The 26,649-nt window shown below is 69.3% G+C and carries 24 protein-coding genes and 1 pseudogene; 12 read left to right on the top strand and 13 right to left on the bottom strand.

Annotated features, from left to right (window positions below; all coding sequences use genetic code 11):
* Positions 1 to 10 precede the first annotated feature (10 nt).
* Positions 11 to 1,090 carry a phosphoribosylformylglycinamidine cyclo-ligase gene (purM, locus tag AB0I43_RS26900; RefSeq protein WP_356974988.1) on the top strand — a complete coding sequence of 360 codons (1,080 nt, stop codon included), beginning with the start codon at positions 11 to 13 and terminating at the stop codon, positions 1,088 to 1,090.
* Between the two features lie 230 nt (positions 1,091 to 1,320).
* Here the strand turns inward: purM and AB0I43_RS26895 are convergent, their stop codons facing one another.
* The 4 genes from AB0I43_RS26895 to AB0I43_RS26880 form a co-directional block, all read right to left on the bottom strand.
* Entirely contained in the window at positions 1,321 to 1,524 is a 204-nt protein-coding gene (locus AB0I43_RS26895; protein ID WP_356974990.1) for a DUF3073 domain-containing protein, read from the bottom strand.
* A 175-nt stretch (positions 1,525 to 1,699) separates the two neighbouring features.
* Positions 1,700 to 2,650: an asparaginase gene (locus AB0I43_RS26890; protein ID WP_357432782.1), complete on the bottom strand. Its 951-nt coding sequence runs from the start codon at positions 2,648 to 2,650 to the stop codon at positions 1,700 to 1,702.
* On the bottom strand, positions 2,647 to 3,321 hold the full coding sequence (locus AB0I43_RS26885) for an MOSC domain-containing protein (RefSeq protein WP_357432781.1): 675 nt from the start codon (positions 3,319 to 3,321) through the stop codon (positions 2,647 to 2,649). Before AB0I43_RS26885 ends, AB0I43_RS26890 begins: the two co-directional genes overlap by 4 nt.
* Positions 3,321 to 4,433 (bottom strand): folate-binding protein, encoded by a 1,113-nt coding sequence (locus AB0I43_RS26880; protein WP_357432780.1) that lies wholly within the window; start codon positions 4,431 to 4,433, stop codon positions 3,321 to 3,323. Before AB0I43_RS26880 ends, AB0I43_RS26885 begins: the two co-directional genes overlap by 1 nt.
* A 109-nt stretch (positions 4,434 to 4,542) precedes the next feature.
* Between AB0I43_RS26880 and AB0I43_RS26875 the strand changes: the two genes are divergently transcribed.
* The 5 genes and pseudogenes from AB0I43_RS26875 to AB0I43_RS26855 all read left to right on the top strand — a co-directional run bounded on the left by AB0I43_RS26875 (position 4,543) and on the right by AB0I43_RS26855 (position 12,470).
* Positions 4,543 to 5,463, top strand: coding sequence for an aminodeoxychorismate lyase (locus AB0I43_RS26875; RefSeq protein ID WP_356974997.1), 921 nt, complete (start codon positions 4,543 to 4,545; stop codon positions 5,461 to 5,463).
* Between the two features lie 106 nt (positions 5,464 to 5,569).
* Positions 5,570 to 7,021, top strand: a complete 1,452-nt coding sequence (locus AB0I43_RS26870; protein ID WP_357432779.1) for a cytochrome ubiquinol oxidase subunit I — start codon at positions 5,570 to 5,572, stop codon at positions 7,019 to 7,021.
* Positions 7,022 to 7,030: 9 nt separating this feature from the next.
* Positions 7,031 to 8,080: a cytochrome d ubiquinol oxidase subunit II gene (gene cydB, locus AB0I43_RS26865; RefSeq protein ID WP_357432778.1), complete on the top strand. Its 1,050-nt coding sequence runs from the start codon at positions 7,031 to 7,033 to the stop codon at positions 8,078 to 8,080.
* 2 nt (positions 8,081 to 8,082) lie between these two features.
* Positions 8,083 to 9,771: pseudogene (gene cydD, locus AB0I43_RS26860) on the top strand (thiol reductant ABC exporter subunit CydD); the annotation flags it as partial.
* A gap of 749 nt (positions 9,772 to 10,520) precedes the next feature.
* Positions 10,521 to 12,470 (top strand): ATP-binding cassette domain-containing protein, encoded by a 1,950-nt coding sequence (locus tag AB0I43_RS26855; protein WP_357432777.1) that lies wholly within the window; start codon positions 10,521 to 10,523, stop codon positions 12,468 to 12,470.
* On the opposite strand, the gene AB0I43_RS26850 is transcribed toward AB0I43_RS26855, so the two are convergent.
* The 7 genes from AB0I43_RS26850 to AB0I43_RS26820 form a co-directional block, all read right to left on the bottom strand.
* On the bottom strand, positions 12,436 to 12,666 hold the full coding sequence (locus AB0I43_RS26850; RefSeq protein ID WP_357432776.1) for a hypothetical protein: 231 nt from the start codon (positions 12,664 to 12,666) through the stop codon (positions 12,436 to 12,438). The genes AB0I43_RS26855 and AB0I43_RS26850 overlap by 35 nt on opposite strands.
* Before the next feature lie 422 nt (positions 12,667 to 13,088).
* A complete protein-coding gene (locus AB0I43_RS26845; RefSeq protein ID WP_356975006.1) occupies positions 13,089 to 13,814 on the bottom strand; it encodes an FABP family protein in 726 nt (241 codons plus the stop codon).
* A 180-nt stretch (positions 13,815 to 13,994) separates the two neighbouring features.
* Positions 13,995 to 14,300, bottom strand: a complete 306-nt coding sequence (locus tag AB0I43_RS26840) for a DUF1416 domain-containing protein (RefSeq protein WP_194817162.1) — start codon at positions 14,298 to 14,300, stop codon at positions 13,995 to 13,997.
* A gap of 5 nt (positions 14,301 to 14,305) precedes the next feature.
* Positions 14,306 to 15,139 carry a sulfurtransferase gene (locus tag AB0I43_RS26835; protein ID WP_356975009.1) on the bottom strand — a complete coding sequence of 278 codons (834 nt, stop codon included), beginning with the start codon at positions 15,137 to 15,139 and terminating at the stop codon, positions 14,306 to 14,308.
* Between the two features lie 33 nt (positions 15,140 to 15,172).
* Entirely contained in the window at positions 15,173 to 15,697 is a 525-nt protein-coding gene (locus tag AB0I43_RS26830; protein WP_357432775.1) for a DUF4395 domain-containing protein, read from the bottom strand.
* 337 nt (positions 15,698 to 16,034) lie between these two features.
* The gene (locus AB0I43_RS26825) at positions 16,035 to 16,472 is read right to left on the bottom strand and encodes a thioredoxin family protein (protein ID WP_357432774.1); all 438 of its coding nucleotides are present in this window, start codon (positions 16,470 to 16,472) and stop codon (positions 16,035 to 16,037) included.
* Positions 16,469 to 17,284: an LmeA family phospholipid-binding protein gene (locus AB0I43_RS26820; RefSeq protein ID WP_357432773.1), complete on the bottom strand. Its 816-nt coding sequence runs from the start codon at positions 17,282 to 17,284 to the stop codon at positions 16,469 to 16,471. The genes AB0I43_RS26825 and AB0I43_RS26820 overlap by 4 nt, the downstream gene beginning before the upstream one ends.
* A gap of 192 nt (positions 17,285 to 17,476) precedes the next feature.
* Between AB0I43_RS26820 and AB0I43_RS26815 the strand changes: the two genes are divergently transcribed.
* From AB0I43_RS26815 to pstB, 6 genes are all read left to right on the top strand, one after another.
* A complete protein-coding gene (locus AB0I43_RS26815) occupies positions 17,477 to 18,229 on the top strand; it encodes a response regulator transcription factor (protein WP_356975016.1) in 753 nt (250 codons plus the stop codon).
* An 82-nt stretch (positions 18,230 to 18,311) separates the two neighbouring features.
* Entirely contained in the window at positions 18,312 to 19,220 is a 909-nt protein-coding gene (gene mshD, locus AB0I43_RS26810; RefSeq protein WP_357432772.1) for a mycothiol synthase, read from the top strand.
* A 182-nt stretch (positions 19,221 to 19,402) separates the two neighbouring features.
* A complete protein-coding gene (gene pstS / locus AB0I43_RS26805) occupies positions 19,403 to 20,518 on the top strand; it encodes a phosphate ABC transporter substrate-binding protein PstS (RefSeq protein WP_356975020.1) in 1,116 nt (371 codons plus the stop codon).
* 15 nt (positions 20,519 to 20,533) lie between these two features.
* Positions 20,534 to 21,616 carry a phosphate ABC transporter permease subunit PstC gene (pstC, locus tag AB0I43_RS26800; RefSeq protein WP_356975021.1) on the top strand — a complete coding sequence of 361 codons (1,083 nt, stop codon included), beginning with the start codon at positions 20,534 to 20,536 and terminating at the stop codon, positions 21,614 to 21,616.
* Entirely contained in the window at positions 21,616 to 22,521 is a 906-nt protein-coding gene (pstA, locus tag AB0I43_RS26795) for a phosphate ABC transporter permease PstA (protein WP_356975023.1), read from the top strand. Before pstC ends, pstA begins: the two co-directional genes overlap by 1 nt.
* A 17-nt stretch (positions 22,522 to 22,538) precedes the next feature.
* Positions 22,539 to 23,315 (top strand): phosphate ABC transporter ATP-binding protein PstB, encoded by a 777-nt coding sequence (gene pstB, locus AB0I43_RS26790; RefSeq protein ID WP_357432771.1) that lies wholly within the window; start codon positions 22,539 to 22,541, stop codon positions 23,313 to 23,315.
* 72 nt (positions 23,316 to 23,387) lie between these two features.
* Here pstB and phoU read toward each other — a convergent pair whose 3' ends face one another.
* Together phoU and AB0I43_RS26780 are read right to left on the bottom strand one after the other, a co-directional pair.
* A complete protein-coding gene (phoU, locus tag AB0I43_RS26785; protein ID WP_356975027.1) occupies positions 23,388 to 24,056 on the bottom strand; it encodes a phosphate signaling complex protein PhoU in 669 nt (222 codons plus the stop codon).
* Positions 24,057 to 24,116: 60 nt separating this feature from the next.
* On the bottom strand, positions 24,117 to 26,390 hold the full coding sequence (locus AB0I43_RS26780; RefSeq protein ID WP_356975029.1) for an LCP family protein: 2,274 nt from the start codon (positions 26,388 to 26,390) through the stop codon (positions 24,117 to 24,119).
* Positions 26,391 to 26,649 lie beyond the last annotated feature (259 nt).

Here is a 26,649-nt window from a genome sequence, read left to right as displayed (position 1 = left end):
TTCCCCGAAAATGACTGAACAGACCCCCTCCGGTACTGGGGCTTCCTACGCCGCGGCAGGCGTGGACATCGAAGCCGGTGACCGCGCAGTCGAGTTGTTCGGACCATTGGCGAAGAAGGCCAGCCGTCCCGAAGTGCAGGGCGGTTTGGGTGGCTTCGCCGGTTTGTTCGCCCTCAAGGGCGGCTACCGCGAGCCCCTGCTCGCCGCCTCCACCGACGGCGTCGGCACCAAGATCGCGGTAGCGCAGGCGATGGACAAGCACGACACGGTCGGCCTGGATCTGGTCGCCATGGTCGTCGACGACCTGGTGGTCTGCGGCGCCGAGCCGCTGTTCCTGCAGGACTACATCGCCATCGGCAAGGTCGTTCCGGAGAAGGTCGCCGAACTCGTCTCGGGCATCGCCGAGGGCTGTGTGAAGGCCGGCTGCGCGCTGCTGGGCGGCGAGACCGCCGAGCACCCGGGCCTGATGGACCCGGACGACTACGACCTGTCCGCGACCGGCGTGGGCGTCGTGGAGGCCGATTCGGTGCTCGGCCCGGACCGGGTCCGCCCCGGCGACGTGGTCATCGCCATGGGCTCCTCGGGCCTGCACTCCAACGGCTACAGCCTGGCCCGCAAGGTGCTGCTCGACATCGACCGGATGTCGCTGACCGGGCATGTCGAGGAGTTCGGCCGCACCCTGGGCGAGGAGTTGCTGGAGCCCACCCGCATCTACGCCAAGGATTGCCTGGCGCTGATCGCCGAGACCGACGTGCGCACCTTCGCCCACGTCACCGGCGGCGGCCTGGCCGCCAACCTGGCCCGGGTGCTGCCCGCGGGCATGGTGGCCGAGCTGGATCGCGGCACCTGGAGCCCGGCGCCGGTGTTCAAGATGATCGCGCAGCGCGGGCGTGTCGAGCGGGTCGAGATGGAGAAGACCTTCAACATGGGCGTCGGCATGGTCGCCGTGGTGGCCCCGGAGGACGTGGACCGCGCCCTGGCGGTCCTCACCGCCCGCCACATCGAATGCTGGACGCTCGGCACGGTCAAGAAGGCCAAGGGCGCCGACGCGCTGCGAGCGATCCTGGTGGGTGAACACCCCCGCTTCTGATCGCGCGGAAAGCTCGAAAGCCCCGGCCGCGGCCGGGGCTTTCGTCATGTCCGGAGCCGTTGCGCCGCAAAGACTTGCACGGTGCCCAGGTATGACTCAGCGCCCCGCATCGAAACGATGAGGGCGCTGATCTCGTTATGGCGAGCCTTCCGGCGATATCCGCTGGAAAACGGCGTCAACGCCTGAAGGGGGAGGCCCGTCGGCCTCCCCCTTCGGCGAAGATCCGAAGTTCAGCGGCGCCAGTCGTCGTCGTCATCCCAGCGGGATGACGGCTCGTCTGCGTCGTGCTCATCGGACAGCACTCCACCACTCGGCTGAGAGTTGGGGCTACCCGCGAGCTCGCGCTGAAGGCTCGCGAAGTCGGTGTTATGCGTGCTGTACTTCAGCTCGCGTGCAACCTTGGTCTGCTTTGCCTTAGCCCGGCCACGGCCCATGGCTGACCCCCTCGCGTCACTGCGGGGCGGCCTGGGGTTTGTTGGCGGCCCCGTTCGAATTAATACTCTTCCTGACAGACACTTTAGCGTGTGTCCGGCGCTCGCGCTTCCAGGAGTGGGGGAAGTACTCCCGAAGTGGTGTCGTTTGCCCGGTTGTCGCCGTCAGCCCGGGTTGCTAGAGCGCGCCGGGGATGGCCCGGATCACCCCGACCCGGGCCCCGCCACCCATGATCGGCGGTGCCGCGAGTTCGGTGTGCGCGTCGGTCCATTCGATGCCCATGCGCTGCAAAATGGCCAGCGTCAAGGGCATTCGGGCGCGGTCGTGGCCGTCGTCGATCTTGTAGGCGAAGGCCGAGCCGTCGGGCAGCGCCCCGGCGTGCACGCCGTCGGCGCCGATTTTGCAGACCAGGCCGGGTGTGGCATGCATCGTCAGCAAGTCGGGAGCGTTCGTGCCGGAAATCACTCGCGGGTGCGCGCGGATGGCATCGGCGACCCGGCGCTCGGGCGTGCCGGGCGTGGCGGTGGCCAGGGTGGCGAATACGCGAGCGAGATTCACCAGCGACACCGGGATGATCGGCAGGCCGCACCCGTCGATACCGAGATCGGTTTCCGGCTCGCCGGTGAGCTCGGCGATGGTGGCGATGACCGATTGCTGCAGCGGGTGACTCTCGGCCAGGTACCCCTCGGTCGGCCAGCCGTTGATCCGGCAGGTCGCGAGCATGGCGGCGTGCTTGCCCGAGCAGTTCATGTAGACCTCGCGCGGCGGCCCGGCGGTGATCGCGGCGGCGCGGGCCCGATCCTCGGACGGGTAGTCGGCGGGGCACTCGAGCTGTTTCTCGTCGAAACCGAAGCGGTCCAGCAGCCGCCGCACCAGCGCCACCTGATCCGGTTCGCCGTAGTGCGAGGCCGTGACGATGGCCAGCTCGGCGTCGTCGGCCGGTTCGAAACCATTGCGCAGCAGGGTGATCGCCTGCATCGGCTTGTTCGTCGAGCGCGGGAAGATCGGCAGGTGCACCTCGCCGAGCTGGATGCGGGGCTCGCCGTCGGCGCCGAGCACGACCACCGAACCGCGGTGCACGCACTCGCGGAACCCCGACCGCACCACCTCGACCAGATCGACGCTCACGAGATCGCCTCCGCCCGCATCGCGGCCGCGCGCTCGGCGTTGGCGTGCCGGCGCTCGTGCCGATCGATCTGCATGCGGATGTCGTCGGAGATCGACGGTTCCACCTCGGCCAGCAAGCGCAGGCGGTCCAGATCGGTCCCGACGAACACGTCGCGCACGGTGATGCCGTGCTCGGGCACGTGCACCACCCGCACCTCGTCGCCCGCGCCGATGCTGCCCTCGGTGAGCACGCGCAGGTAGGCGCCGGTGTCGCTCTGCAGGGTGAAGCGCTTGACCCACTGCGCCTCCCCGGCCCAGTGCTGGAAGACCGCGCACGGCACCCGCGGGGCGCTGACCTCCAGCAGGGTGTCGCCGATCGCCCAGCGCGCGCCCAGCACCGCGTCGCTGACCGCGAGGCCCTCGATCCGCAGATTCTCGCCGAACCAGCCGGCGGGCAGGTCCCGGCCGAGTTCGGCGGCCCAGCGCTGGGCGTCGGACTCGGCGTAGGCGTAGACGGCTTGGTGCACACCGCCGTGATGCTTGGTGTCGGCGACGTGATCACCGGCCAGGCCCAGCGCCTGGACCCCGACCCGGCCGGGCACCGGACGCTTGTCGATCGCGGTGCGCCCGACCCGGCCCGGAACCTCGAGCTCGGCGTGCACGACACAGACCGCGAGTACCTCCGCCGGCATCACCGGCCACGCAACCGGTCGACGGCGAGACGGCCGGCCTGGGGCGCGTCGTCGACGGGAACCGAATCGGGGTCGATCGCGGCGGCGGCCGACCCGGCGGTCAGCGCGGTGTCCGCGGGAATGGTGCGTTTGAGCAGAGCCAGTGCGATGGGGCCGAATTCGAAGTGGTCGATCACGGTGCCCACCCGGCCCACCGTGCGCCCGCCGACGGTGACGTCGTCGCCGGGTACCGGGCGCTCGTCGGCGGAGCCGTCCAGGTGCAGCAGCACCAGCTGACGCGGGGGTTTGCCGAGATTGTGCACGCGGGCGACGGTCTCCTGGCCGCGGTAGCAGCCCTTGTCCAGGTGTACCGCGCCGAACTCCTCGACACCGCCGATCCAGCGCGCCTCGTGTGGGATGGTGCGGTCGTCGGTGTCCAGGCCGACGCGCGGGCGCACGGCGGCCACGCGCAGGGCCTCGAAAGCCCACATGCCGGCCGGGACGGCGCCGGCGGCGGTGAGCCGGGCCCACCAGTCGGCCAGGCTCGCGCGCGGGACGACCAGATCGAAGGCCTCCTCGGTGGGCCAGGGCATGCGCCGCAGGAAGCCACCTTCGGGCAGCGGCACGGCCTGCAACACCGTCGGCAGCCCCGCGACGCCCAGCGCCTCGGTCAGGCTCGCGATGCCCGGCCCGAGCAGGCTCAGCACCGCGTGGTCGGCCGCCTCGGGCTTGGCGTCGGCCCAGAACACCATCTTCTGCAGGAAGGCCAGCAGTTCGGGGCCGCGCTCGGCCTCGGTGTCGATCCAGACCGTGCCGTCCAGCTCGGAGAGCACGAAGTGGTGCAGCACCCGGCCGTTGAGATCGAGATCGAGATTCTCGGCGGACTGCCCGTCGGCCAGTGCGGCCACGTGCTGGCTGGTGATGGTGTGCAGCCAGGTCAGGCGCTCTTTACCGGTGATGCGCAGGACGAATCGATGGGAACGATCGACGAGCGCCACGCGCTGCGTGGCGGCCTTCTGTTCACCGAAGGGATCCCCGTAATGCCAGGCCACCGCGGCATCCGGCGAACCCGGAATTCCCGCGACAGCACCCGGGACGGAAAGCAGAGGACTGGGCACAACGACCACGGACACGTAAACCACTCTAGGCGCGGTGCGCGATCGCCGCCGCCCCCGGGGATTCGTTTCCGCGATCTTCGCTGTGACGTAGGCGGTACCAAGTCACACCGCCTACGCTCGACGCATGGTAGATCGAGTTCTTGTAACACTCGACGGCGCGGTCCGGGATGCGGACGCGCCGTTGCTGTTTGCCGACGACATCGGTGTGCTGCGCGGTGACGGTGTCTTCGAGACGGTGCTGGTGCGTAGTGGTAAAGCGTGTGCGATCGAACACCACCTAGGTCGGCTGCGTCACTCGGCGCAGGCCCTCGACCTACCCGAGCCGGATCTGGCGCGCTGGCGTGAAGCCGTCGAGACGGCCGCCAAGGAGTGGGGCAGCGAGCGCGAGGGCGTGCTGCGGCTGGTGCTGACCCGGGGGCGCGACAGCGAGCTACCCGGCGTCAAGGACAGCGTCACCTCGGGGGATCTGGCGGCCGCGGTGCCGGTGCCGACCGCCTACGTGCTGGTGCTGCCGGTGGGGGAGCGGGTGGCCAAGGCCCGCGCCGAGGGCATCAAGGTGGTCTCGCTGGCCCGGGGGATCTCGATCGATCTGGCGCAGGCCGCGCCGTGGCAGCTGCTGGGCGCGAAGACGCTGTCCTACGCGACGAACATGGCGGCCCTCCGGTTCGCGCAGCGGATGGGCGCCGATGACGTCATCTTCACGAGCACCGAGAACCGGGTGCTGGAGGGGCCGCGCTCGACCGTGGTGATCGCGCGGGACAAGCAGTTGCTCACGCCGCCGGCCAAGAACGGCGTGCTGCCGGGTGTCACGCAGCGGGCGCTGTTCGCCGAGGCGGAGCGGGCCGGGTGGGAGTGCACCTACAAATCTCTGTTCACTGCGGATTTGCTGACGTGCGACAGCATTTGGCTGCTGTCCAGTGTCACCCTGGCGGCCCGGGTGAACTCGCTGGACGGTCTGCGGATGTCGGCCCCCGACAATGCCGAAGAGATCATCGAACTGGTCGATCGGGGCGTCGAGAAGGCGGGGTCGGCCCGGGATTGGTAAGCGCCGCCAGCAAATAGCTGGCGTGTCGTGTCGCAGAGCACGTTGTCCCGAGCACCTTCCGGCGTATCGTTTACTACGACATGTCGTAGATCGGCAGGGAGGACGGATGAACGTCGTCGACGTCGCACGTTGGCAGTTCGGTATCACCACCGTTTATCACTTCATCTTCGTGCCGCTCACGATCGGCCTCGCGCCGCTCGTCGCGGGCATGCAGACCGCGTGGGTGGTCACGGGCAAGGAACACTGGAAACGGCTCACCAAGTTCTTCGGCAAGCTGTTCCTGATCAACTTCGCCCTCGGCGTCGCCACGGGCATCGTGCAGGAATTCCAGTTCGGGATGGGCTGGAGCGAGTACTCCCGCTTCGTCGGTGACGTCTTCGGCGCGCCGCTGGCCATGGAGGCGCTGGTCGCCTTCTTCATGGAGTCGACGTTCCTGGGCCTGTGGATCTTCGGTTGGGACCGGCTGCCGAAAAAAGTGCACCTCGCCTGTATCTGGCTGGTGGCGCTCGGCGTGAACGCCTCCGCGTACTTCATCGTCGCGGCCAACTCGTTCATGCAGCACCCGGTCGGGGCGCGCTACAACCCCGAGACCGGACGCGCCGAACTGCACAGCATCTGGGAAGTCATCACCAACGTGACGACGCTGGCCGCGTTCCCGCACGTCATCGCCGGAGCGCTGCTCACCTCGGCCACCTTCGTGGCCGGCATCGCGGGCTGGTGGATGGTGCGCACCGTGCGCAAGGGCGGCGACGTCGAGGAAGCCCGCACCATGTGGCGGCCCGCCGCGCGCCTGGGGCTGTGGATCATTCCGTTCGCCTGCGTCGCGCTCATCTACACCGGCGACGTGCAGGGCAAGCTGATGTTCGAGCAGCAGCCCATGAAGATGGCGTCGGCGGAATCGCTGTGCCACACCGCCACCGACCCCGACTTCTCCATCCTGACCGTCGGCACGCACAACAACTGCGACAGCGTCGACCACCTCATCGAGGTGCCCTATGTGCTGCCCTGGCTGGCCAAGGGCGAATTCAGCGGCGTGACCCTGGAGGGTGTCAAGGATCTGCAAGCCTCCGCCATCGAGCGGTTCGGCCCCGGCGACTACCGGCCCAACCTGTTCGTCACCTACTGGAGCTTCCGCGCCATGATCACCTGGATGGCGGGCTCGATCCTGCTGGCGCTGGCCGGTTTCTGGCTCACCCGGCGCGGGCGGGTGCCCGACCAGAAATGGTTCGGCTGGCTCTCGCTGCTGGCCATCGCGACCCCGTTCCTCGGCAACAGCGCGGGCTGGGTGTTCACCGAGATGGGCCGCCAGCCGTGGGTGGTCGCGCCGAACCCCACCGGTGACCCGAACATCCGGATGACGGTGCAGCAGGGCGTCTCCGGAGTGTCGGCGGGCACCATCCTGACCTCGCTCATCGTCTTCACGCTGCTCTACGGGATCCTCGCGGTCGCGTGGTTCTACCTGCAGCGGCGCTACGTGCTGGCCGGCCCGGAACCGGCGGCCACCGCCGAGTCCCCGGAGACCGGGGAGCCCGTCGAGAAGCTTTCCTTCGCCTACTAGGAGACCCGGATGACTCTGCAAGTGTTCTGGTTTCTGCTGGTCGCCGTCCTCTTCATCGGCTACTTCGTGCTGGAGGGCTTCGATTACGGCGTCGGCATGCTCATGCCCATCATCGGGCGCAAGTCCGAGGTGAAACGGCGCGTGGTGCTCAACACCATCGGGCCGGTCTGGGACGGCAACGAGGTGTGGCTGCTCACCGCGGGCGGCGCCATGTTCGCCGCCTTCCCCGAGTGGTACGCGAGCCTGTTCTCCGGCTTCTACCTCGCGCTGCTGCTCATCCTGGTCGGCCTGATCACGCGAGCCTGCGCCATCGAATGGCGCAGCAAGATCCACGACGACCGCTGGCGGTTCTGGTGCGACATCGGCATCGGGCTCGGCTCCTGGATCCCCGCGCTCGCCTGGGGCCTGGCCTTCGCGAACATCGTGCGCGGGGTCGAGCTGAACGAGAAGCGGCAGGTGCAGGGCAACCTGCTCGATCTGCTCAACCCCTACGGGCTGCTCGGCGGGCTGACCACGCTGCTGCTGTTCCTGCTGCACGGCGCGATCTTCCTCTGCCTCAAGACCGGCGGTGAGGTGCGCGACGACGCCGAGGCCATCGTGCGCAAGATCTTCGTGCCGACCGCGGTCGTGGTGGCGGCCTTCGGCATCTGGACCCAGCTGTCCTACGGGGTGGGCTGGACCTGGATCCCGTTGGGGCTGGCCGTGGCCGGGCTGCTGCTGACCGGGCTGGCGCACTTCCGGGGCCGCGACGGCTGGGCGTTCACCGGCACCGCGCTGACCATCCTGTCGGCCACCGTGCTGCTGTTCGGGGCGCTGTTTCCGGACGTGCTGCCCTCCAATATCGACCCGGCCTTCAGCCTCACCGTCGACGGGCGCGGCGGCACGGTGAGCGCGTCGTCCACGCACTACACCCTGGTCGTCATGAGCTGGGTGGCGGCGGTCATGGTGCCGCTGGTGCTGGTCTACCAGGCGTGGACCTACTGGGTGTTCCGCAAGCGGCTGACCATGGATCAGATCCCCGACCCGATCGGCCTGCTGCCGGAGAAGGTGCGGAGCTGACCATGGCCCGACCGGTGGATCCGCGCCTGTGGCGACACGCCCGCTCGGCCCGGCGCTATCTCGTGCTGAGCGTGGCGCTGTCGCTGGTGACCACGGGGTGCATCGTGGTCACGGCCCTGGCCCTGGCGCGGGTCCTGGCCGGGGTGATCACCGATCCGGCCCGCCGCGACTTCGGTTCGTGGACAACCGAAATCGCGGTGCTGGTCGCGGCCGTCGCGATCCGGGCCGCCGCCACCTGGTGGCAGTCCCGGCTCGCGCACCGCGCCGGCGCGCAGGTGGTGGCCGAGCTGGAAACGGCGGTGGTGGCCGCCGGTGCGCAGCTGCCGCCGCGCGAACTGGAGTCGCGGCGTACGGAATTGGCGGTGGTGGCCGGGAGCGGGCTCGACGGGCTGCGCGGGTACCTCTCGGGATATCTTCCCGCGCTGCTGCTTTCGGTGTTCGTGCCGCCGATCGTGCTGACGGTCATCGCGTTCCACGATCTGGTGTCCGCCGGGATCATCCTGGTCACCCTGCCGCTCATCCCGATCTTCATGGTGCTCATCGGGTTGCTCACCCAGGGGAAGTCCGCGGCGACGCTGGCCGCCACCACACGGCTGTCCGATCAACTGCTCGACCTGTTCGCGGGCATGCCGACGCTGCGGGCCCTCGGGCGGGAAGCCGGACCGGCCGAAGCCGCTGCCGCACCGCAGGTTCCGGCCCGGCCGGGCATGGCGGGCCGGGTGCGCGACCTGGGTGACGCGCTGCACAAGCGCACCATGGCCGCGCTGCGGATCGCCTTCCTGTCCTCGATGGTGCTGGAGGCGCTCGCGACACTGTCCGTGGCGCTGGTCGCCGTCTCCATCGGCATGCGGCTGGTTTTCGGCAACATGGAGCTCTACCCGGGTCTGCTCGCGCTGATCCTCGCCGCCGAGGTCTACCTGCCGCTGCGCCTGGTGGGCGAACGCTTCCACGCCGCGCAGGACGGGATGGCCGCGGCCGACAAAGCCTTCGCGGTGCTCGACCCGGGTGCGAAGGCAACCACGATCCGGCGCGTGGCGCTCACTGCGCCACGCGAGTTCCGCGGCGTGATCAAGGTGCGCGGTCTGAGCGTCGCCGCCCGCGGCGGTTTCGCGCCCGCGGACCTCTTCGCGACGCTGCGCCCCGGCGCTGTCACCGTCCTCACCGGTCCCAACGGCTGCGGCAAATCCACCGCGCTGCAAGCGATCCTGGGTTTGCAGTCCCCCGACAGCGGTGTGGTCCTGGTGGACGGCACCCCGGTCGCCGATCTCGACTCCGACCGGTGGTGGTCGCGCGTGGCCTGGCTGCCGCAACGACCGGTCCTGCTCCCTGGCACCCTCCGCGACAATCTCGCCCTGCTGGGTGCGCCCGCGGACCCGGATCAGCTCGAAGCGGCCTGCGCCGCAACCGGTTTCGACACCGTCCTGGACGAACTCCCCGACCGCTGGGACACCACCCTCGGCGCCGGCGGCACCGGCCTGTCCCTCGGCCAGCGCCAGCGCCTGGCCCTCACCCGCACCCTCGCCGCCGCCCGCCCCGTCCTCCTGCTCGACGAGCCTACCGCCCACCTCGACCCCGACAGCGAAGCCGCCGTCCTCACCGCCCTGGTAGCCCGCGCCCGCGCCGGCGCCACCGTCGTCATCGTCGCCCACCGCCCGAGCATCCTGGCCGTCGCCGACCACGTCATCGAGGTGCGCGGCACGGACCCGGAAAGTATTGCCGCCGAGGCGGATCGAGACGATGCCGGAAGCGAACAACACGGTCTCGGCACAGCCACCGCCAACACCACCCGCTCGGATCGTTCGGAAGGTGCGGGACGCTCCGACGAAAAGGGGCATCTCGCCGGAGGTGAAGACTCCGACTCCGACGAGCACCGCGTCGGCGGTAGCGACTTCGATCGTGTCGTGCGTTCCGCTGGTGGTGGAGGTTCCGAGCGCGGTGAGCGCGCCGCTGGTGGTGGGAACTTCGACTGCGACGGGCGCTCGGGCGGCCGGGAAGATTCTGATCGCGGTGGGCGCTCTGCTGGTGCTGGAGGCTTCGAGCGCGGTGAGCGCGCCGCTGGTGGTGGGAACTTCGACTGCGACCGGAGCTCCGGCGGCCGGGAAGATGACCGTGGCGGGCGCTCCGCCAGTGGGGAGGATTCTGACCGCGACGGGCGCTCCGCCAGTGGCGAAGATTCCGATTGCGATGAGCGCTCTGCGGACGCAGCGGTTTCCGATGGTGCGGCGCATACCGATGGCGACAGGGGTGGCTGCACCGGCGGGGCCGACGAGCCGGGTGTGCTGTTCGACCGCAAACGGCATTCCGAGGCTTCGGGTCTCGGCGCGGGCGAGTCCGGCGCCGAACCTTCGGGGCGGGTGACGGATGCGGTGGGCCCGGTGCGGAGCGGTGACGAGCAGGTGGCGGGACTCGGGCATTCCGACAAGATCGAGGCGGTCGTGCGATGAAGGGTGTCGTAGCCGATCTGCGGCGGATCTGGGAACTGCTGGAGTTGTCGCGGTGGCGAATGGCGGTGTCCGTCGGCTGGGGCGTGCTGGCCCTCGGGAGCGGGCTGGGCTTGGCGGCGCTGGCGGCATGGTTGATCGCGCGGGCATGGGAGATGCCGCCGGTGCTGGACCTGACCATCGCCGTGGTGACCGTGCGGGCGCTGGGAATCTCGCGGGGCCTGTGCCGCTACCTGGAACGCCTCGCCACCCACGACGTAGCGCTGCGGGCGATGAGCACGGCCCGAACCACGACCTACCGCGCGCTGGCCGCCGCCGATATCTGGCAGCCGCGCCGGACCCCGCAAACAACCGTCACCAGCGACAATGCGATTGCCGACGCGGCCGTTGCCGACGGAGCCGGGCAGAGTAGCGCTGCTGGGAGTGCCGGCGAAGGTGCTGACGCGAGCGTTGCCGTAGACGTAAGCGCTGCTGCGCGTAGCGGCCGAGAGGCTCGGGCCGTCGGAGGAGGCAATCGTGGCCTCGGCGGCGATGCGGGCGCAAGCGCTGGCGCCCGTGGCGGTGTAAGGGCGAGTGCCGTTGGGTGTGGCGGCGAGGCGGACGCGAGGGTTGCTGCGCAGGGCGATGTGGAGGCGCCTGGCGGTGGCCGAGCATCTCTGCGGGCGCACGGGGATCCGACGCGGTTGCGGCGGGGTGAGTTGCTCGGCCGGGTGATGGGGGACATCGATGATCTCGGGGCCGTGGTGGTGCGGGCGTTCGTGCCGATCGCGGTGGCGGTGATTCTGTCGGTGTGTGCCGTCGCGTTGCTGGTGCCGATTTCGGTGCCTGCCGCGCTGATTCTGGCCGGCGCGCTGGTGGTGGCGGGGGTGGTGGCGCCGTGGCTTTCGGCGCGGGCGGCCCGGGACGCGGAGCGGGCGGTGCGGAGTGACCGGACCGAGTTCTCGGCCGCGGCGCTGACCGTGCTCGATCACGCGCCGGAGTTGCGGGTCGCGGGGCGGCTGGACGACGCGCTCGCCGCGGCGACGGCGGCCGGGCAGCGGGCGGTGGCGGCGGAGGATCGGGCGGCCTCGCGCAGTGCGTGGGCTGCCGCGGCGACGCCGCTGTCGATCGGGGTGAGCGTGCTGGGCGCGCTGCTGATCGGGATCGTGCTCTACGGCGGCGGCGTCGGCGCGGCGCCCGCCGGTTTCCAGACCGTCACGCCCGGCGGCATCTCGCCGATGGCGCTGGCCGTGCTGGTGCTGGTCCCGCTGTCGGCGTTCGAAGCCGTCGGCGTGCTCCCGGCCGCCGCGCAGGCGCTGACCAACGGCCGCGCGGCGCTGCACCGGATCACCCGGATGCAGGGCGCCGGCGCGGGCGCGCCCCGCCGCGAGTTCCCGGAGCTGCCGCAGGGGCGTCGCATCGCGGTGGTCGGCCCGAGCGGCGCCGGCAAGACCACCCTGCTGATGGCCTGGGCCGGGCTCTTCGACACCCCGCGACCCGAGGTCACCTTCTTCGCCGAGGACGCGCACCTGTTCGGCACCACCGTCCTGGAGAACCTGCGCGTCGGGCGCGGCGACATCACCCCGGCCGAGGCGGAGATCATGCTGCGCGCGGTCGGCGCGGGGGAGTGGCTGGACGCTCTGCCCGAGGGCGTGCACACCGATCTGGTGGGCGGCGCGGCGGCCGTCTCCGGTGGTCAGCGCCGGCGCATCCTGCTGGCCCGCGCCCTGCTTGCCCCGGCCCGGGTGCTGCTCCTGGACGAACCGACCGAGCACATCGAAGCCGAAGCGGGCGAACAGCTGCTGCGCGATCTGCTGGACCCGGTGTCGGGCCTGGTCGATCCGGACCGCACGGTCGTCGTCGTCACCCACCAGCTGCCCGCCGACCACCGCGCCGACACCGTCGTGCGGGTCGACGCCGCCGGACAGGTGACGATCAGCGATACTTCGCCAGCCGGAACAGCCCCTTAGCGGGTTTGTAGACCTGATCCGGGTACTTCTCGACGAGCTTCCACACGCATCCGTTGATCGTCTTCGGATGCCAGCTGGGATCGGCCGCCGCCAGCCGCGCGTTCAGATCCGCCCATTGCAGCCCGTCGGGGTTGCGGTCGAGCAGTCGCAGCGCCTCCGCTTCGATACGCCCGGTGATGGTCGCAGGCTTGCTCATGCCGCCATCGTAGCGTCGGATCCGCGCAGGTCAGCGCCCTCGAATTAATTCCGTTGCCGGGTGCGCCGAGTTCCACTAACTTCGTCGGTACACAGGAAGGAGGTGGTTCGAAAGATGTATTTCCAACGGACGCGTGAGGTGGCTGTCCACTAGCGCCACCGCTGCAGGTGGGTTTCTCCCGCGCGAGCGCTGGTGAATCCAAAGCAGCCACCCGGCCCCCGAGCCCCCGGTCTTGTCCGACCGGGACCCGTGCAGAGCAATCCGCACCGGTATGGCTCGGGGGTCGTCCCATATCCGGGCCGGGTTCGCCGCAGACGGTGCGTATACGCGCGGCCTGCGAGAACGCACGCACTGCCGCCACGCACACCGCGAAACGAAAACGGACCCCGCACCGCGGGGCCCGTCGCAAAAGCAGTGGGAGATCAGCCGATATAGCGCTGGAGCCGAGCCGACAGCCGCGGCTCGAGCGGCCCGTCGGCGACGACGCGCTCCTCGACATAGGCCAGATCGCCGCCCTCGACGATCCCGTACAGCCGTTTGGCCCCGCCGACCACGATCCCGGACTGCGAGCGGATCACCACATCGGTGGCGAGCTCCCAGGAGGACTGGGTCAGGGCCGTGCCGTAGAAGAGCTCGACGATGCCGCTGGCGTGGGTCAGCAGCAGCTCGATGACCTCGTCGTTGCCGTCGATGCCGACCCGCCAGAAACCGCTCTCCCGCATATCCGGGCCGGTGTATTCGCCCTCGGTGTCCAGCACCCAGGACCGCGAATCCCAGCACAGGTAGTCGCCGCCGTCGTGCGAGACGATGATCTGCTGGCCGAAGCGGTAGTCGCCGCGCTCGGGGTCGTTGCCCTCGCCCTCGCCGCGCCACACGCCGACCATGGGCAGCAGCGCCAGCATGGACGAACTCAGGTCCGGGCCGAGCCGCAGGTTCGCGGTGTCCTCGGGCAGGGGCAAATCCGGCAGGACCGGGATGTTCCGGCCGCCGGTGGATTTGGCGCGCTCGGCCGCGTCGGCGACCGCTTGATCGCCGCTGCGGCGTGCTTGTACCGCGTCATCACCCGCCGCGGCAGGCTGACCGTTGCCGTTCATGTGTTCACTCGCTCGCTCGGCCGGTTCGGAACCTTCGCTCGCGAGATCGCTCATGACTCGGTGAACAGCCGGTAGGCGACGTACCCGGCGAACCAGGTGATCAGCACCGAGCAGAGAACCAGCAGTACTTCGAAGAAGAGGACCACTCCTGGAGTCTAACTACTCCGCGCGCCGGACAGAGCAACGGCCCCGGAGGTTCGAAACCTCCGGGGCCGCGATCGTGCGAACGGGTGACTAGCGCGCGACGGCGACTTCCACCTCGTGGATGCCGGTGCCCTCCGGGCGGACCTCGGCTGAGCCGTTGCCGGCCGAGGAGAGCGCCCGCACGGTCCACGCGCCGGGCGCCGCGAAGAACCGGAAATCACCGGTGCCGGAGGCGACGACCTCGGCGGTGAAATCACCGTTGCCGTCGAGCAGGCGCACGAACGCGCCGCCCACCGGCTGGCCGTCGGTGCTCAGAACGCGGCCGGTGATGACCGTTTCCTTCTCCACGTCGACGCCCGCGGGAATGGCCTGACCCTGGGTAGGTGCTGCACACATATGGATTACGCTCCCAACTCGATCGGTGCACCGACGAGGGAGCCGTACTCGGTCCAGCTCCCGTCGTAGTTCTTGACATTGCTGTGGCCGAGCAGTTCCTGCAGCACGAACCAGGTGTGCGAGGAGCGCTCGCCGATGCGGCAGTAGGCGATGGTTTCCTTCTCGCCGTCCAGGCCCGCTTCCTTGTACAGCTCGGCGAGGTCGGCGTCGGACTTGAAGGTGCCGTCCTCGTTCGCGGCCTTGCTCCACGGCACGTTGATGGCGCCGGGGATGTGGCCGGGACGCTGGCTCTGCTCCTGCGGCAGGTGCGCGGGCGCCAGGATCTTGCCGGAGAACTCGTCGGGGCTGCGCACGTCGACCAGGTTCTTGGTGCCGATGGCCGCGATGACCTCGTCGCGGAAGGCGCGGATCGAGACGTCGGGCGCGGCGGCCTTGTAGCTGGTGGTCGGGCGGTTGACCGCGTCACGCGAGAGCGGGCGGCCGTCGAGCTCCCACTTCTTGCGGCCGCCGTCGAGCAGCTTGACGTCGTTGTGGCCGTAGAGCTTGAAGTACCAATACGCGTAGGCCGCGAACCAGTTGTTGTTGCCGCCGTAGAGCACGACGGTGTCGTCGTTGCCGATGCCGCGGGTGGAGAGCAGGTCGGAGAACTGCTCCTGGTTCACGAAGTCGCGGCGAACCTGGTCCTGCAGATCGTTCTTCCAGTCGAGGCGCACGGCGCCCTCGATGTGGCCGCCGTCGTAGGCGGAGGTGTCCTCGTCGACCTCGACGAAGACGACGCCGGGGGTGTTGAGGTTCTCTTCGGCCCAGTCAACGGAGACCAGGACATCGGAGCGAGCCATGTTGTTCCTTTCAAAAAATTTCGACGTGCAGGGTCAGTTCGGTGCCGGGGACACTTGGGGATGGTCGGTGGCGGAGCCGCCGGGGTGGGTAGAGCCGGCGGGCCGGCGGAGCCGGGCCACCAGGGGGTAGATCTGGCAGCCCAGGCAGATTCCGAACGCCGCGTTCAAGAACGCCGCGAACAGGGCGAAGCCGGCGAAGACCCCGCCGACCACGGTGGCGCCCGCCAGGAAACCCAGCAGGCTGACGGCACTGAAGACCAGGCCGAGCAATTGCGCGAACCGCAGCGGGGCCACGGGTTCGGTTTCGATTACCGGACCGTTGCGGGGCGCGAGGACCGCCGCGTAGATCCGGCCGTAGGGGGAGCGGCGCGGGCCGAGCGCCGCGCCGAGCGCGAACACCACGGCCTGCAGGCCGACGAGCACCGCCGCGGCGGCGGGTGCGAACGCGGACAGGACGAGCACCAGCGCGAGCACCGCGCTGGTGATCCAGGCGGCGAAACGGGGGCCGCGCACATCGACGCTGCCGGGTGGTGGGGCTTGTTTGCTGTCAGGGGACATAGGGGGTACTCCTGCGCTGAATATGGCTGATAGCGGGAACGTTGCCGTATAGCCGGGGGATCAGAGATCACTCGCGCGGCGGGGACAACAGGTCGGCGTCAGGAAAGTGGGACGGGCCGACCGATCAGACACACAGGCAGCAACAACCACCGAGGCGACACAGATCAACTGTGCGGCGTCGGGTGAGCATCAGCTCGTGGTTGGTTTGCACGGGAGCGAGTTTACCCGGTTCCGCCGGAGAATTGGACCCGGGGTTCGTCACACTCGTCCGAGTACGGGGATATCCGGGCCCGGACGCTCGAATTTCCGGCGGGAACCCGCAGTGCCGCAATATTTTTCAGGCGGTCAGCGGCGCCAGGGCGGTGCGCAGGTCCGCTGCCTTGGGCACACCGGAGATGCGGAAGCGCTCGGTGCCGGCGGCGTCGAACAGGAATGTGGTCGGCAGCGACAGCACGTTCAACTCGCGGGCCAGCGCCGCCTCGGCGTCGATGTCGACCTCGATGTCCTGCGGCGGGCCGGGGGTGCCGGCCAGTTCGCCGGTCACCGTGGCCACCACCCGGCGCACCGCGGCGCACGGCCCGCACCAGTCGGCCGAGAAGTGCAGCACCAGCGGACCCGTGCCGGTGAAGCCGACCGCGGCGAGCAGCGCGGCGCGATCAGGCGCCGACTCGGCCGGTGCCGCGGTGTCGCGGACCTTGCCCTGGCGCAGGCGCCAGGCCAGCCCGACCGCCACCGCGGCCAGGAACACGACGAGCAGAATTGTGATTTCGATCATGGCCGCTGCAACCGGTCCAGATCGATGACGGTGTTCTCGGCCTCGCCCTCGACCACGATCTGGCCGCCCAGCGCGTACACCCGCTTCGGCTCCATCCCGAACGGCAACTCCTTGGTGTCGATGGTGTGGGTGAACCGTTCCAGCACCATCGCCTGATCGACGTCCGGGATGCGCGCGGACGGATTCGGGTCCGAGCTCTTCTCGATATAGAAACCGGTGGCGACGATCTTCACCTGGTCGCCGTCGAGCACCAGGTCCGCTTTCACCTTCACGTTCTGGCCTCCCAGCGGTTTGCCGTACACATCGGTGAGGTTGAAGCTCGAGGGCAGCGTGCCGGTCAGCACCAGCGCGCCCGCCGTGGTCATCCCGGAGCCGCCGGAGCCGCCGGTGCCGTCGGACTTGTCCGCCGGTCGCGTATGTACCTGCAGGTCAGGGATTTTGAACAGCCGGCCGAGCTCGACCGGTTCGACGCGCATCTTGGCGGTCACGCGCTCCACCGGCACCTGCCGCACGTTGCCGTCGGCCAGTTCGCTGAACGGCAGCCGCGCGCCGCGCAAGTTGGCCTCGACCGAAATCTCGCCCGGAATGTCGGGCCGCATGTAGCGCGCCCGGATGTCCACGTTCGAGTAGACGCCGTCCATGGCCTGACCCAGGAACGGGAAGCCGTGGATGGTCACCTCGGGGTCGGCGGTGAGATCCGCGCCGGCGCGCAGTGCTCGGGAAACGCGGTACTCCGAGTACGCGGCGGCGGTGAAGTCCACCACCACGGCCAGCCCGGCCAGTACCAGCAACCCGATGATCAGCTTGCGCATGACCGAAACCCTATCCGGCCCCGGATTCGCGGGCCGAACTGTGTCGTTCCTGGCATAACGGTCACCCGGTGCGCGTGCTCTGAGGGGTTCACGCGCTAATCTTGCATCCGATTACCTGCGATCAGCGACGTGGCCACCAGCAGTGTTGCTGATGACTCGCTCAGCTATGGCTATGAGATGGGAGGAGGGCTTGTGGAGCTGCTCCTGCTGACCTCCGACCCCAACCCCGAGTCGGTGCTGCCTTCTTTGGCGCTGCTGGCGCACAATGTGCGGCCGGCACCGACCGAGGTGGCGTCTTTACTGGAGGCGGGCACCGCCGATGTGGCGCTCGTCGACGCGCGCACGGATCTGGCCGCCGCGCGCGGTCTGTGCCGTCTGCTGGGAAGCACCGGTTCCTCGGTGCCCGTGGTCGCGGTGCTCACCGAGGGCGGGCTGGTGGCGGTCAACGCCGACTGGGGCCTGGACGACATCCTGCTGCCCGGCACGGGTCCGGCCGAGCTGGACGCCCGGCTGCGGTTGCTGGTGGGCCGCAACGGCGGTGTGGCGAGTCCGGAGAACACCGGCAAGATCACCCTGGGCGAGCTGGTCATCGACGAGGGCACCTACACCGCGCGGCTGCGCGGTCGCCCGCTCGATCTGACCTACAAGGAATTCGAACTGCTCAAGTACCTCGCGCAGCACGCGGGCCGGGTCTTCACCCGCGCGCAGCTGCTGCAGGAGGTCTGGGGTTACGACTTCTTCGGCGGCACCCGCACCGTCGACGTGCACGTCCGGCGCCTGCGCGCCAAGCTCGGCAGCGAGTACGAGTCGCTGATCGGCACCGTGCGCAACGTCGGCTACAAGGCGGTGCGCCCGTCGCGCACGTCCGGCAAGGGCGAGCCGGCGTTCCAGGACGACGACGCGGAAGAAGCGCCGCGCCCGCCGGTGCCGAGCTCCTTCCAGTAACCGGAATGCCCGCGGCCGCCGCGGCGCTGTAGGACAGCAGGCGCGCACGCCGGTGCCGCGCGAACGCGAAAGGGGCACCGCCGTGAGCAGTGCGACAGCGAACTGGACCGACCGGGTGCCCGGGGACATCGCGTCCCGGGTGCAGGGCGTCGTGGCCCGGGCGACGGAAACCGACGACGGCGTCGCGCCGATCTCCGAGCAGGCCGTGCTGTCGCTGACCGGCGAGTCACCCGCCCGGCATCTGGTGGCGGTGCGGGACGACGCCGTCGCGGGGTACGCGAATCTCGTTCCCGCGCACGACGAGCACCCGGCGATGGCCGAGGTCGTGGTCGATCCGGCCGCCCGCGGCGGGGGCCTCGGCGGCGACCTGGTCTCGGCGGCACTGGCCGAGGGCGGCCCCGGCACCCGGGTGTGGGCGCACGGCGACCGGCCCGCCGCGAAGGCGGTCGCCGCGCGGCTCGGCCTGCGCACCGCGCGCGAGCTCTGGCAGATGCGCCGCCCACTGGCTACACCGGAGCTACCCGAACTCGTAGTGCCGGACGACATCGTGTTGCGTACCTACGGCGGTCCCGCCGACGATGCGGAGTTGCTGCGAGTGAACCGCGCCGCGTTCGCGTGGCATCCGGAGCAGGGCGCCTGGACCGAGGGCGACGTCGAGGCCCGCCGCGCGGCGGCCTGGTTCGACCCGAAGGGCCTGTTCCTCGCGGCCGATCCCGCCGACCCGGAGCGCATTCTCGGCTACCACTGGACGAAGGTGCATCTCGACGAGGATCCGGTGGTCGGCGAGGTCTACGTCGTCGGCATCGATCCCGGCGCCCAGGGCCGCGGCCTGGGCCGCCTGCTCACCCTCGCGGGCCTGCACTACCTGCGGGATCGCGGGCTCGACGAGGTGCTGCTCTACACCGAGGCGGACAACGCCGCGGCGGTCAACACGTACACGAAGCTGGGTTTCCAGGCCGCGCACATCGATGTCGCCTATGCCGCGGAGTAACACTGCGGCAAACGTCACACCGCTCCGAGCGCAATCGCGCCAGCCTGTTCACTTTCCGTTCACCCAGCACGGACTGACTGTCAACCGGGCGACCTTACGTTAGCTGTGGGTGGCAACGGCCGCCTTCAGGAATCGCCCGGGCCGGTGAGGGACCGGGCGAGAAGCGATTCCCCGGAGGAATAGTGAAGCTCAAGCGCAGCAGCGCCCTCGTCGGTGTGCTGGCCGCCGTTGCCATGCCGCTCGCCGCCTGTGGCAGCGACGACAACGCCGGCAACGGCAACGGCACCGGCGCCGCCAACACCAACGTGCAGTGCGGCGGCAAGAAGGCCCTCAAGGCCAGCGGCGCCTCCTCGCAGAAGAACGCCATGGAGCGTTTCGTGGCGGCCTACGAGGCCAACTGCGACGGTTACACCCTGAACTACACCTCCAGTGGTTCCGGTGCGGGCGTCAACGAGTTCATCGGCAACCAGACCGACTTCGGTGGTTCCGACTCCCCGCTGAGCGCGAAGAAGGAAGAGCCGGCCAAGGCCGAGCAGCGCTGCGCCTCCCCGGCCTGGAACCTGCCGGTCGTGTTCGGCCCCGTCGCCATCACCTACAACGTCGACGGCGTCACCGACCTCGTGCTGGACGGCCCGACCGCCGCCAAGATCTTCAACGGCACCGTCGCCACCTGGGACGCCCCGGAGATCAAGGCGCTGAACCCGAACGCCAAGCTGCCCGCGGACAAGATCAACGTGATCTCCCGCTCCGACGAGTCGGGCACCACCGACAACTTCCAGCTCTACCTGGACGCCGCCTCGAACGGCGCCTGGGGCAAGGGCGCCGGCAAGATCTTCAACGGCGGTGTCGGTGAAGGCGCCAAGGGCAACGAGGGCACCTCGGCCGCCATCAAGGCCACCAAGGGCTCGATCACCTACAACGAGTGGTCCTTCGCCAAGGCGCAGAACCTGTCCGTCGCGCAGATCGTCACCTCGGCTTCCAAGGACCCGGTGAAGCTGAGCGTGGAGACCGCGGGCAAGGCCATCGACGGTGTGAAGATCAGCGGCACCGGCAACGACCTGATCCTGGACACCACCTCGTTCTACAAGCCCACCGCGGCCGGCACCTACCCGATCATGATGCCGACCTACGAGATCGTGTGCTCGAAGTACAGCGATGCCGACACCGCCAAGGCGGTCAAGGCGTTCCTGACCTCGGCCACCAGCAACGGCCAGAAGGGCCTGGAGGAGAACGGGTACATCCCGATCCCCGAGCAGTTCAAGACCCGCCTGACCACCGCGATCAACGCGATTTCCTGATCTGATCCGAAAGTCGTGACCGTGCACCCTGAGGTGACCGCACCGGGCTCGTCGAATTCGACGGGCCCGGCCGCGGCCGGAGATACTGCGCATATGCCGAGCGAACCGAAAGACGACGTGAACCTCACGAAGGAGGCTCCGAACCAGGAGTCGCCGGTCGCGGTGCGCCGTCCACACAGTCAGCGGGCCGAGACGATCTTCCGGTCGCTGGCCACGGCCGCCGGTGCGGTCATCGTGGCCGCGATCGCGCTGATCGCGCTGTTCCTACTGATTCGCGCGATCCCCTCGCTCAGGGCGGACGAGGTCAACTTCTTCACCAGCACCGAGTTCAGCACCACCGACGCGAACAATCTGCGCTTCGGCATCAAGGACCTGTTCATGGTCACGGTGCTGAGCGCGGTGTTCGCACTGGTGATCGCGGTGCCCATCGGCGTGGGCATCGCGCTGTTCCTGACCCACTACGCGCCGAAGGCGGTGGCCCGCCCGGCCGCCATGCTGGTCGACCTGCTGGCGGCGGTGCCCTCCATCGTCTTCGGTCTGTGGGGCTTCCTGGTGCTCGCGCCCCAGCTGGACCCGGTGCAGACCTTCCTCAACGACAACCTGGGCTGGTTCCCGCTCTTCGCCGACGGCAACGTCTCGATCAGCGGCGGCGGCACGATCTTCGTCGCGGGCGTGGTGCTCGCGGTGATGATCCTGCCGATCATCACCTCGGTCTCGCGTGAGGTCTTCAATCTGACGCCGCGCGCGCACATCGAGGCCGCGCAGGCGCTCGGCGCCACCAAGTGGGAAGTCGTCCGGATGACGGTGCTGCCCTACGGCCGCTCCGGCGTCATCGCGGGCTCCATGCTGGGCCTGGGCCGCGCGCTCGGTGAGACCATCGCGGTCCTCGTCGTGCTGCGCACCGCGGCGCAGGCCGGGCACTGGTCGCTGTTCGACGGCGGCTACACCTTCGCCTCCAAGATCGCCTCGGCCGCTTCGGAATTCAGCGCCCCGCTGCCCACCGGCGCCTACATCGCCGCGGGCTTCGTGTTGTTCGCTCTGACCTTCGTGGTCAACGCGCTGGCGCGACTCGCGGCCGGCGGAAAGGTCAACCAGTGATGGCGACGACGACCACGCTCGAGAAGCCGATCAAGGCGCCGACGTTCCGCAATGTGAGCACCGGCCGCCGGATCAAGAACAACATCGCCACCGGCGCCTTCGCCGCCTGCTTCGCCATCGCGCTGGTGCCCCTGGTGTGGGTGCTGTGGATGGTGATCAGCAAGGGCATCACCGCGATCACCAGCTCCACCTGGTTCACCAACTCGCAGAAGGGCATCCTGCCGGATCAGGTCGGCGGCGGTGTCTACCACGCCATCTACGGCACCATCGTGCAGTCGGCGGTGGCCGCGGTGATCGCGGTGCCGCTCGGTGTGATGGCGGCGATCTACCTGGTCGAATACGGCCGGGGCCGGCTGGCCAAGGTCACCACCTTCATGGTCGACATCCTGGCGGGCGTGCCGTCCATCGTGGCCGCGCTGTTCATCTTCGCGCTGTGGATCGCCACCCTCGGCTTCCCGCAGAGCGCCTTCGCGGTGTCGCTGGCCATGGTGCTGCTGATGCTGCCCGTGGTGGTGCGCAGCACCGAGGAAATGCTCAAGCTGGTACCGGACGAGCTGCGTGAGGCGTCCTACGCGCTGGGCATCCCGAAGTGGAAGACCATCGTCAAGGTGGTGGTGCCGACGGCGCTGCCCGGCATGATCTCCGGCATCCTGCTCTCGCTGGCCCGCGTCATGGGTGAGACGGCGCCGGTGCTGGTGCTCGTCGGCTACGCCAAGTCGATCAACACAAACCTCTTCGACGGCAACATGGCCTCGCTGCCGCTGCTGATCTACCAGGAGCTGGCCAACCCCGAGGCGGCCGGCCGGGAACGCGTCTGGGGCGCCGCTCTGACGCTGATCCTGCTCATCGCGCTGCTGTACGCGGCGGCTGCGGTCGTCAACAAGCTGCTCACGCGCAACCGATAAGCGAACGGAAAACTCTGATGGCCAAGCGGATCGACGTCAAAGATCTCAACATCTTCTACGGCAAGTTCCACGCCGTGGCCGATGTCTCGCTGACCGTGCTGCCGCGCAGCGTGACCGCGTTCATCGGCCCCTCGGGCTGTGGCAAGTCCACCGTGCTGCGTTCGCTGAATCGCATGCACGAGGTGACCCCGAATGCCCGCGTCGAGGGCGCTGTGCTGCTCGACGGCGAGGACATCTACGGCGCGGCCGTCGACCCGGTCGGCGTGCGCCGCACCATCGGCATGGTGTTCCAGCGCCCGAACCCGTTCCCCACCATGTCGATTCGCGACAACGTGGTGGCCGGGTTGAAGCTGCAGGGCGTGCGCAACAAGAAGGAGCTCGACGAGGTCGCCGAGCGCTCGCTGCGCGGGGCGAACCTGTGGAACGAGGTCAAGGACCGGCTGGACAAGCCGGGCGGCGGCCTCTCCGGCGGTCAGCAGCAGCGTCTGTGCATCGCCCGCGCCATCGCGGTCTCGCCCGACGTGCTGCTGATGGACGAGCCCTGTTCGGCGCTGGACCCGATCTCCACCCTGGCGATCGAGGACCTGATCACCGAGCTGAAGAAGGAATTCACGATCGTCATCGTCACGCACAACATGCAGCAGGCCGCGCGCGTGAGCGACCAGACCGGCTTTTTCAACCTGGAGGCCCAGGGCAAGCCCGGCAAGCTGGTCGAGATCGACGACACCGAGAAGATCTTCTCCAACCCCGGCAAGAAGGCCACCGAGGATTACATCTCCGGCCGCTTCGGATAACCCGAGCACCCACGGCAACCAGAAAGGCCCGCGCGATGCGCGGGCCTTTCTCGTGTCATCGGAGAGGGAGGGTCAGAGCGCGGGTTCCGGGTCGGTGTCGGGCGGCAGCACACCGGTGACGAGGAAGACGACGCGGCGGCCGATCTCCACCGCGTGATCGGCGAAGCGCTCGTAGTAGCGGCCCAGCAGGGTGACGTCCACGGCGGCGGCGACGCCGTCTTTCCAGTCCCGGTCCATCAGCAGCGTGAACAGGTGCTTGTGCAGATCGTCCATCGCTTCGTCGTCCTGGTTGAGCTGGGCTGCCCGCTCGGGATCCCGGGTCTCCAGGACCTCCTTGGCGCCGGCGCCCATGTTCACCGCGATGCGGCCCATCTCGGCGAAGTAGCCGTGCACGGATTCGGGCAGGGCGGGGTTGGGGTGGCGGCGGCGGGTGGTCTTGGCCACGTGCAGCGCCAGCGCGCCCATCCGGTTCACGTCGTTGACGATCTGGATGGCGCTCACCACCTGGCGCAGGTCGCCCGCCACGGGGGCTTGCAGCGCGAGCAGCGCGAAGGCGCGCTCCTCGGCGTCGGTGATCATGTCGGCGATCCGGTCGCCCTCGCTGATCACCTGCTCGGCCAGGGAGAGATCGGCCTGGAGCAGCGACTGGGTGGCCCGCTCCATGGCCGAACCGGCCAGTCCGGCCATCTCACCCAGCAGGTGGGCAAGATCGGCCATTTGCTCGTTGTAGATGACACGCATGGAACTGAACATTAGTTCCATCGGCTGACACAGTCACCAACAGTGGGTAAATGACAGGTATTACTTGCAGGTCTCGTCGGCCGCGTTGACGTGCTCGAGGTCGGAGGGGAGCGCCACCGTGGTCGCGTTCGGGGATGTGGTGGTCGGCACATTGGTGATCGGATCACCGACCGGGACCGCCGTGCGGATGGTGCCGGTGAAGTCCTTGCCGAGCACCACCTCGATCACGCTGCCGAGCTCGGAATCGGATTCCAGGCTGGCGCCGGGGATCGCGGTGGCCACCGTCGCCGCCTCGGCCTCGTGGCCCGGTGCGAAGCGGACCTTGGTGGTCTGGGAGACCCCGCCGGAGTAGTTGGTGGTGTTGTAGATGTTGAAGCCCTGATTGCCCAGCTTGTTGGCCACCTGCAGGGCGCGGCCCTGGATGTCGGAGCCGTTGGAGACCAGCAGCGAGACGGTGTCCGGATCGACCGCGGTGTAGGCGGGCGGTGCGGGCGGCGGCGCCGCGCTGCTGGAGGTGGCCGGCTCGGCCGTCTTCTCGCCGGGCAGCGGGCGGTCGTCGCGGATCGCGCTGAAGATCGCCTTGATGTCGGTCTCGCGCGGGATCTCGTTGCCGTAGGAGGTGGTGCCGGCGGTCGGGATGGTCAGGAAGGTGACCGCGCCGGCCTCCATCTTCTGCAGCGACCGGCCCAGGGTGAGCAGATCGTTGGGCTGGACGCCGTCGACGAAGGTGTGTTCCTTGAAGGCGTTGACGAACCCGTTGAACTTCTCCGGGTTGAACAGCACCCGGCTCGACAGCGCACCGCGCAGCAGCGAGGCCATGAAGCGCTGCTGCCGGCTGATCCGGTCGTAGTCGCTGCGTTCCTCGCCGTAGACATGGCGGGCGCGCACGTAGTTCAGCGCGGTCTCGCCGTTGACGACCTGCTTGCCCGACTTCTCCAGCACGGTGCCGAGGACGCCGTCCTGGATCGGCTTGGTCGCACACACCTCGACGCCGCCGATGGTGTCGACCATGGCCTGGAAGCCGGCGAAGTCGATGCCGATGAAGTGGCCGATGTTCAGGCCGGTCATCTTGCGGATCACGTTCACCAGGCACTTGGGACCGGCCAGCGCGTAGACCGCGTTGAGCTTGTCGCCGATGGCCGAGGGGAACGTCTCCTTGGTGTAATCGCCCTTGTCGTTGTCCCAGCCGTTGCACTGCGGGCGGGTGACGTCGAGGTCGCGGGGGAACGACACCGCCACAACACGTTTCCGGTTCTTCGGAATGTGCACCAGCATCACGGTGTCGGCGCGGGCGCCCTCGGCGTCGTCCAGCGTGCCCGCGCCCATCTTGCCGTTGAGACCGGCGCGGGTGTCGGTGCCGACGATGAGGTAGTTCTCGTCACCCAGCTGCTGGTCGATGTCGACGACGTCGTGCTTGTTCTCGTCGAGGCCGGTGGCGACCTGGTTGAAGCTGTTGCCGGTGGAGCGCAGGTAGCTCCAGCCGCCGCCGGTGATCAGCATGATCACCACGGCCAGCACGGCCGCGCCGACGCGGCCGGAGGTCTGCAACCGGCGGGTGCGGCGCTGCCTGCCGGCGGCCAGCCGGGACAGCGCGGGGCTGCCGACGGTCGCGGGGGCGGCCTTCTTGCCCGCGGTCGGCCAGGCCTTGCCCGGCCGTTTCGGTTCCGCGGGTTCGGCTTCGGCGACCGGTGCCATCACGTCGGTGACTTCTTCCGGCTTCTCCGGCCGGCGCTTCGCGCCGCGGCGCTTGGCCGTGGCGCTGGGCAGGCCGGTGGCCGGGGTGCCCGCGATGTCGTCGACTACCGCCGAGGGCCGGGCGGTGGCGCGCTGGCGTCCGGTGGCCGGGCGGGACGGATCGCTCGCGGGCGGGTTGCCGGGGGCCCGGGCGGGCGCCGGGGGCGCGGCCTTCGGGGCGGGCTCGGGACGTTGCGCGGAAGAAGCTGGGCGGGGGGTGCGCTCGCTCGGGCGTGGTGCGGAATCGGGAGCGCGATTGGCGGATTCGGCCGGGCGTGGCGCGGCCGCGTTCGGGCGCGGCGCGGATTCCGGTGCACGGGAGCTTCGTTCGACCGGATGCGCGGGCGCGGTCTCGGCGCGGCGGGCGGCCCGGGGGCCGCCGTCGGCGCGGCGCCGGCGGCCGCCGCGCTCCTTGTCGACCTTCTGGACCAGATCCTGGACCGTCAGGGGCGCGGAGCCGGAATCGGCGGTGGCGTCGGTGTGCCGGGCACGACGGGAGGTCTGGGAGCTGTCGCGTTCCGGGTAATCCGCCGTGGGATAGCGCTCCCACGGGGCGCGATCTCCGGGCCGTGGCGCTTGCCCGTGCCGATCGTCACCCACCAACGAACCTCACTTTTCGTCTTCGCCGTCTTCCGGGTCGAGGTCGACTCGGCATGACCGATTCCGCCAATGATAACGATTCCGCCACGGCGAGCCAGCCCAGGACGAAATCGAAGGCGCCGCGGTACGGCCGCCTGGTACGCCGGTGTTCGTTTGCTGAATATTAGCGATCCACTGAGCAATTCCGCCGATGCTGAGGCGTTGCCGCAGGCTCGAGTTTGCTGGTCGAACTATCCCTGCTCAGGGCGCTTCCGGTCGG

The sequence above is a fragment of the Nocardia sp. NPDC050435 genome (genome assembly GCF_040655395.1).
Taxonomy (GTDB): domain Bacteria; phylum Actinomycetota; class Actinomycetes; order Mycobacteriales; family Mycobacteriaceae; genus Nocardia.
The sequence above is the reverse complement of the archived record's forward strand: the minus strand, read 5'-3'. Positions and strand labels throughout refer to the sequence as shown.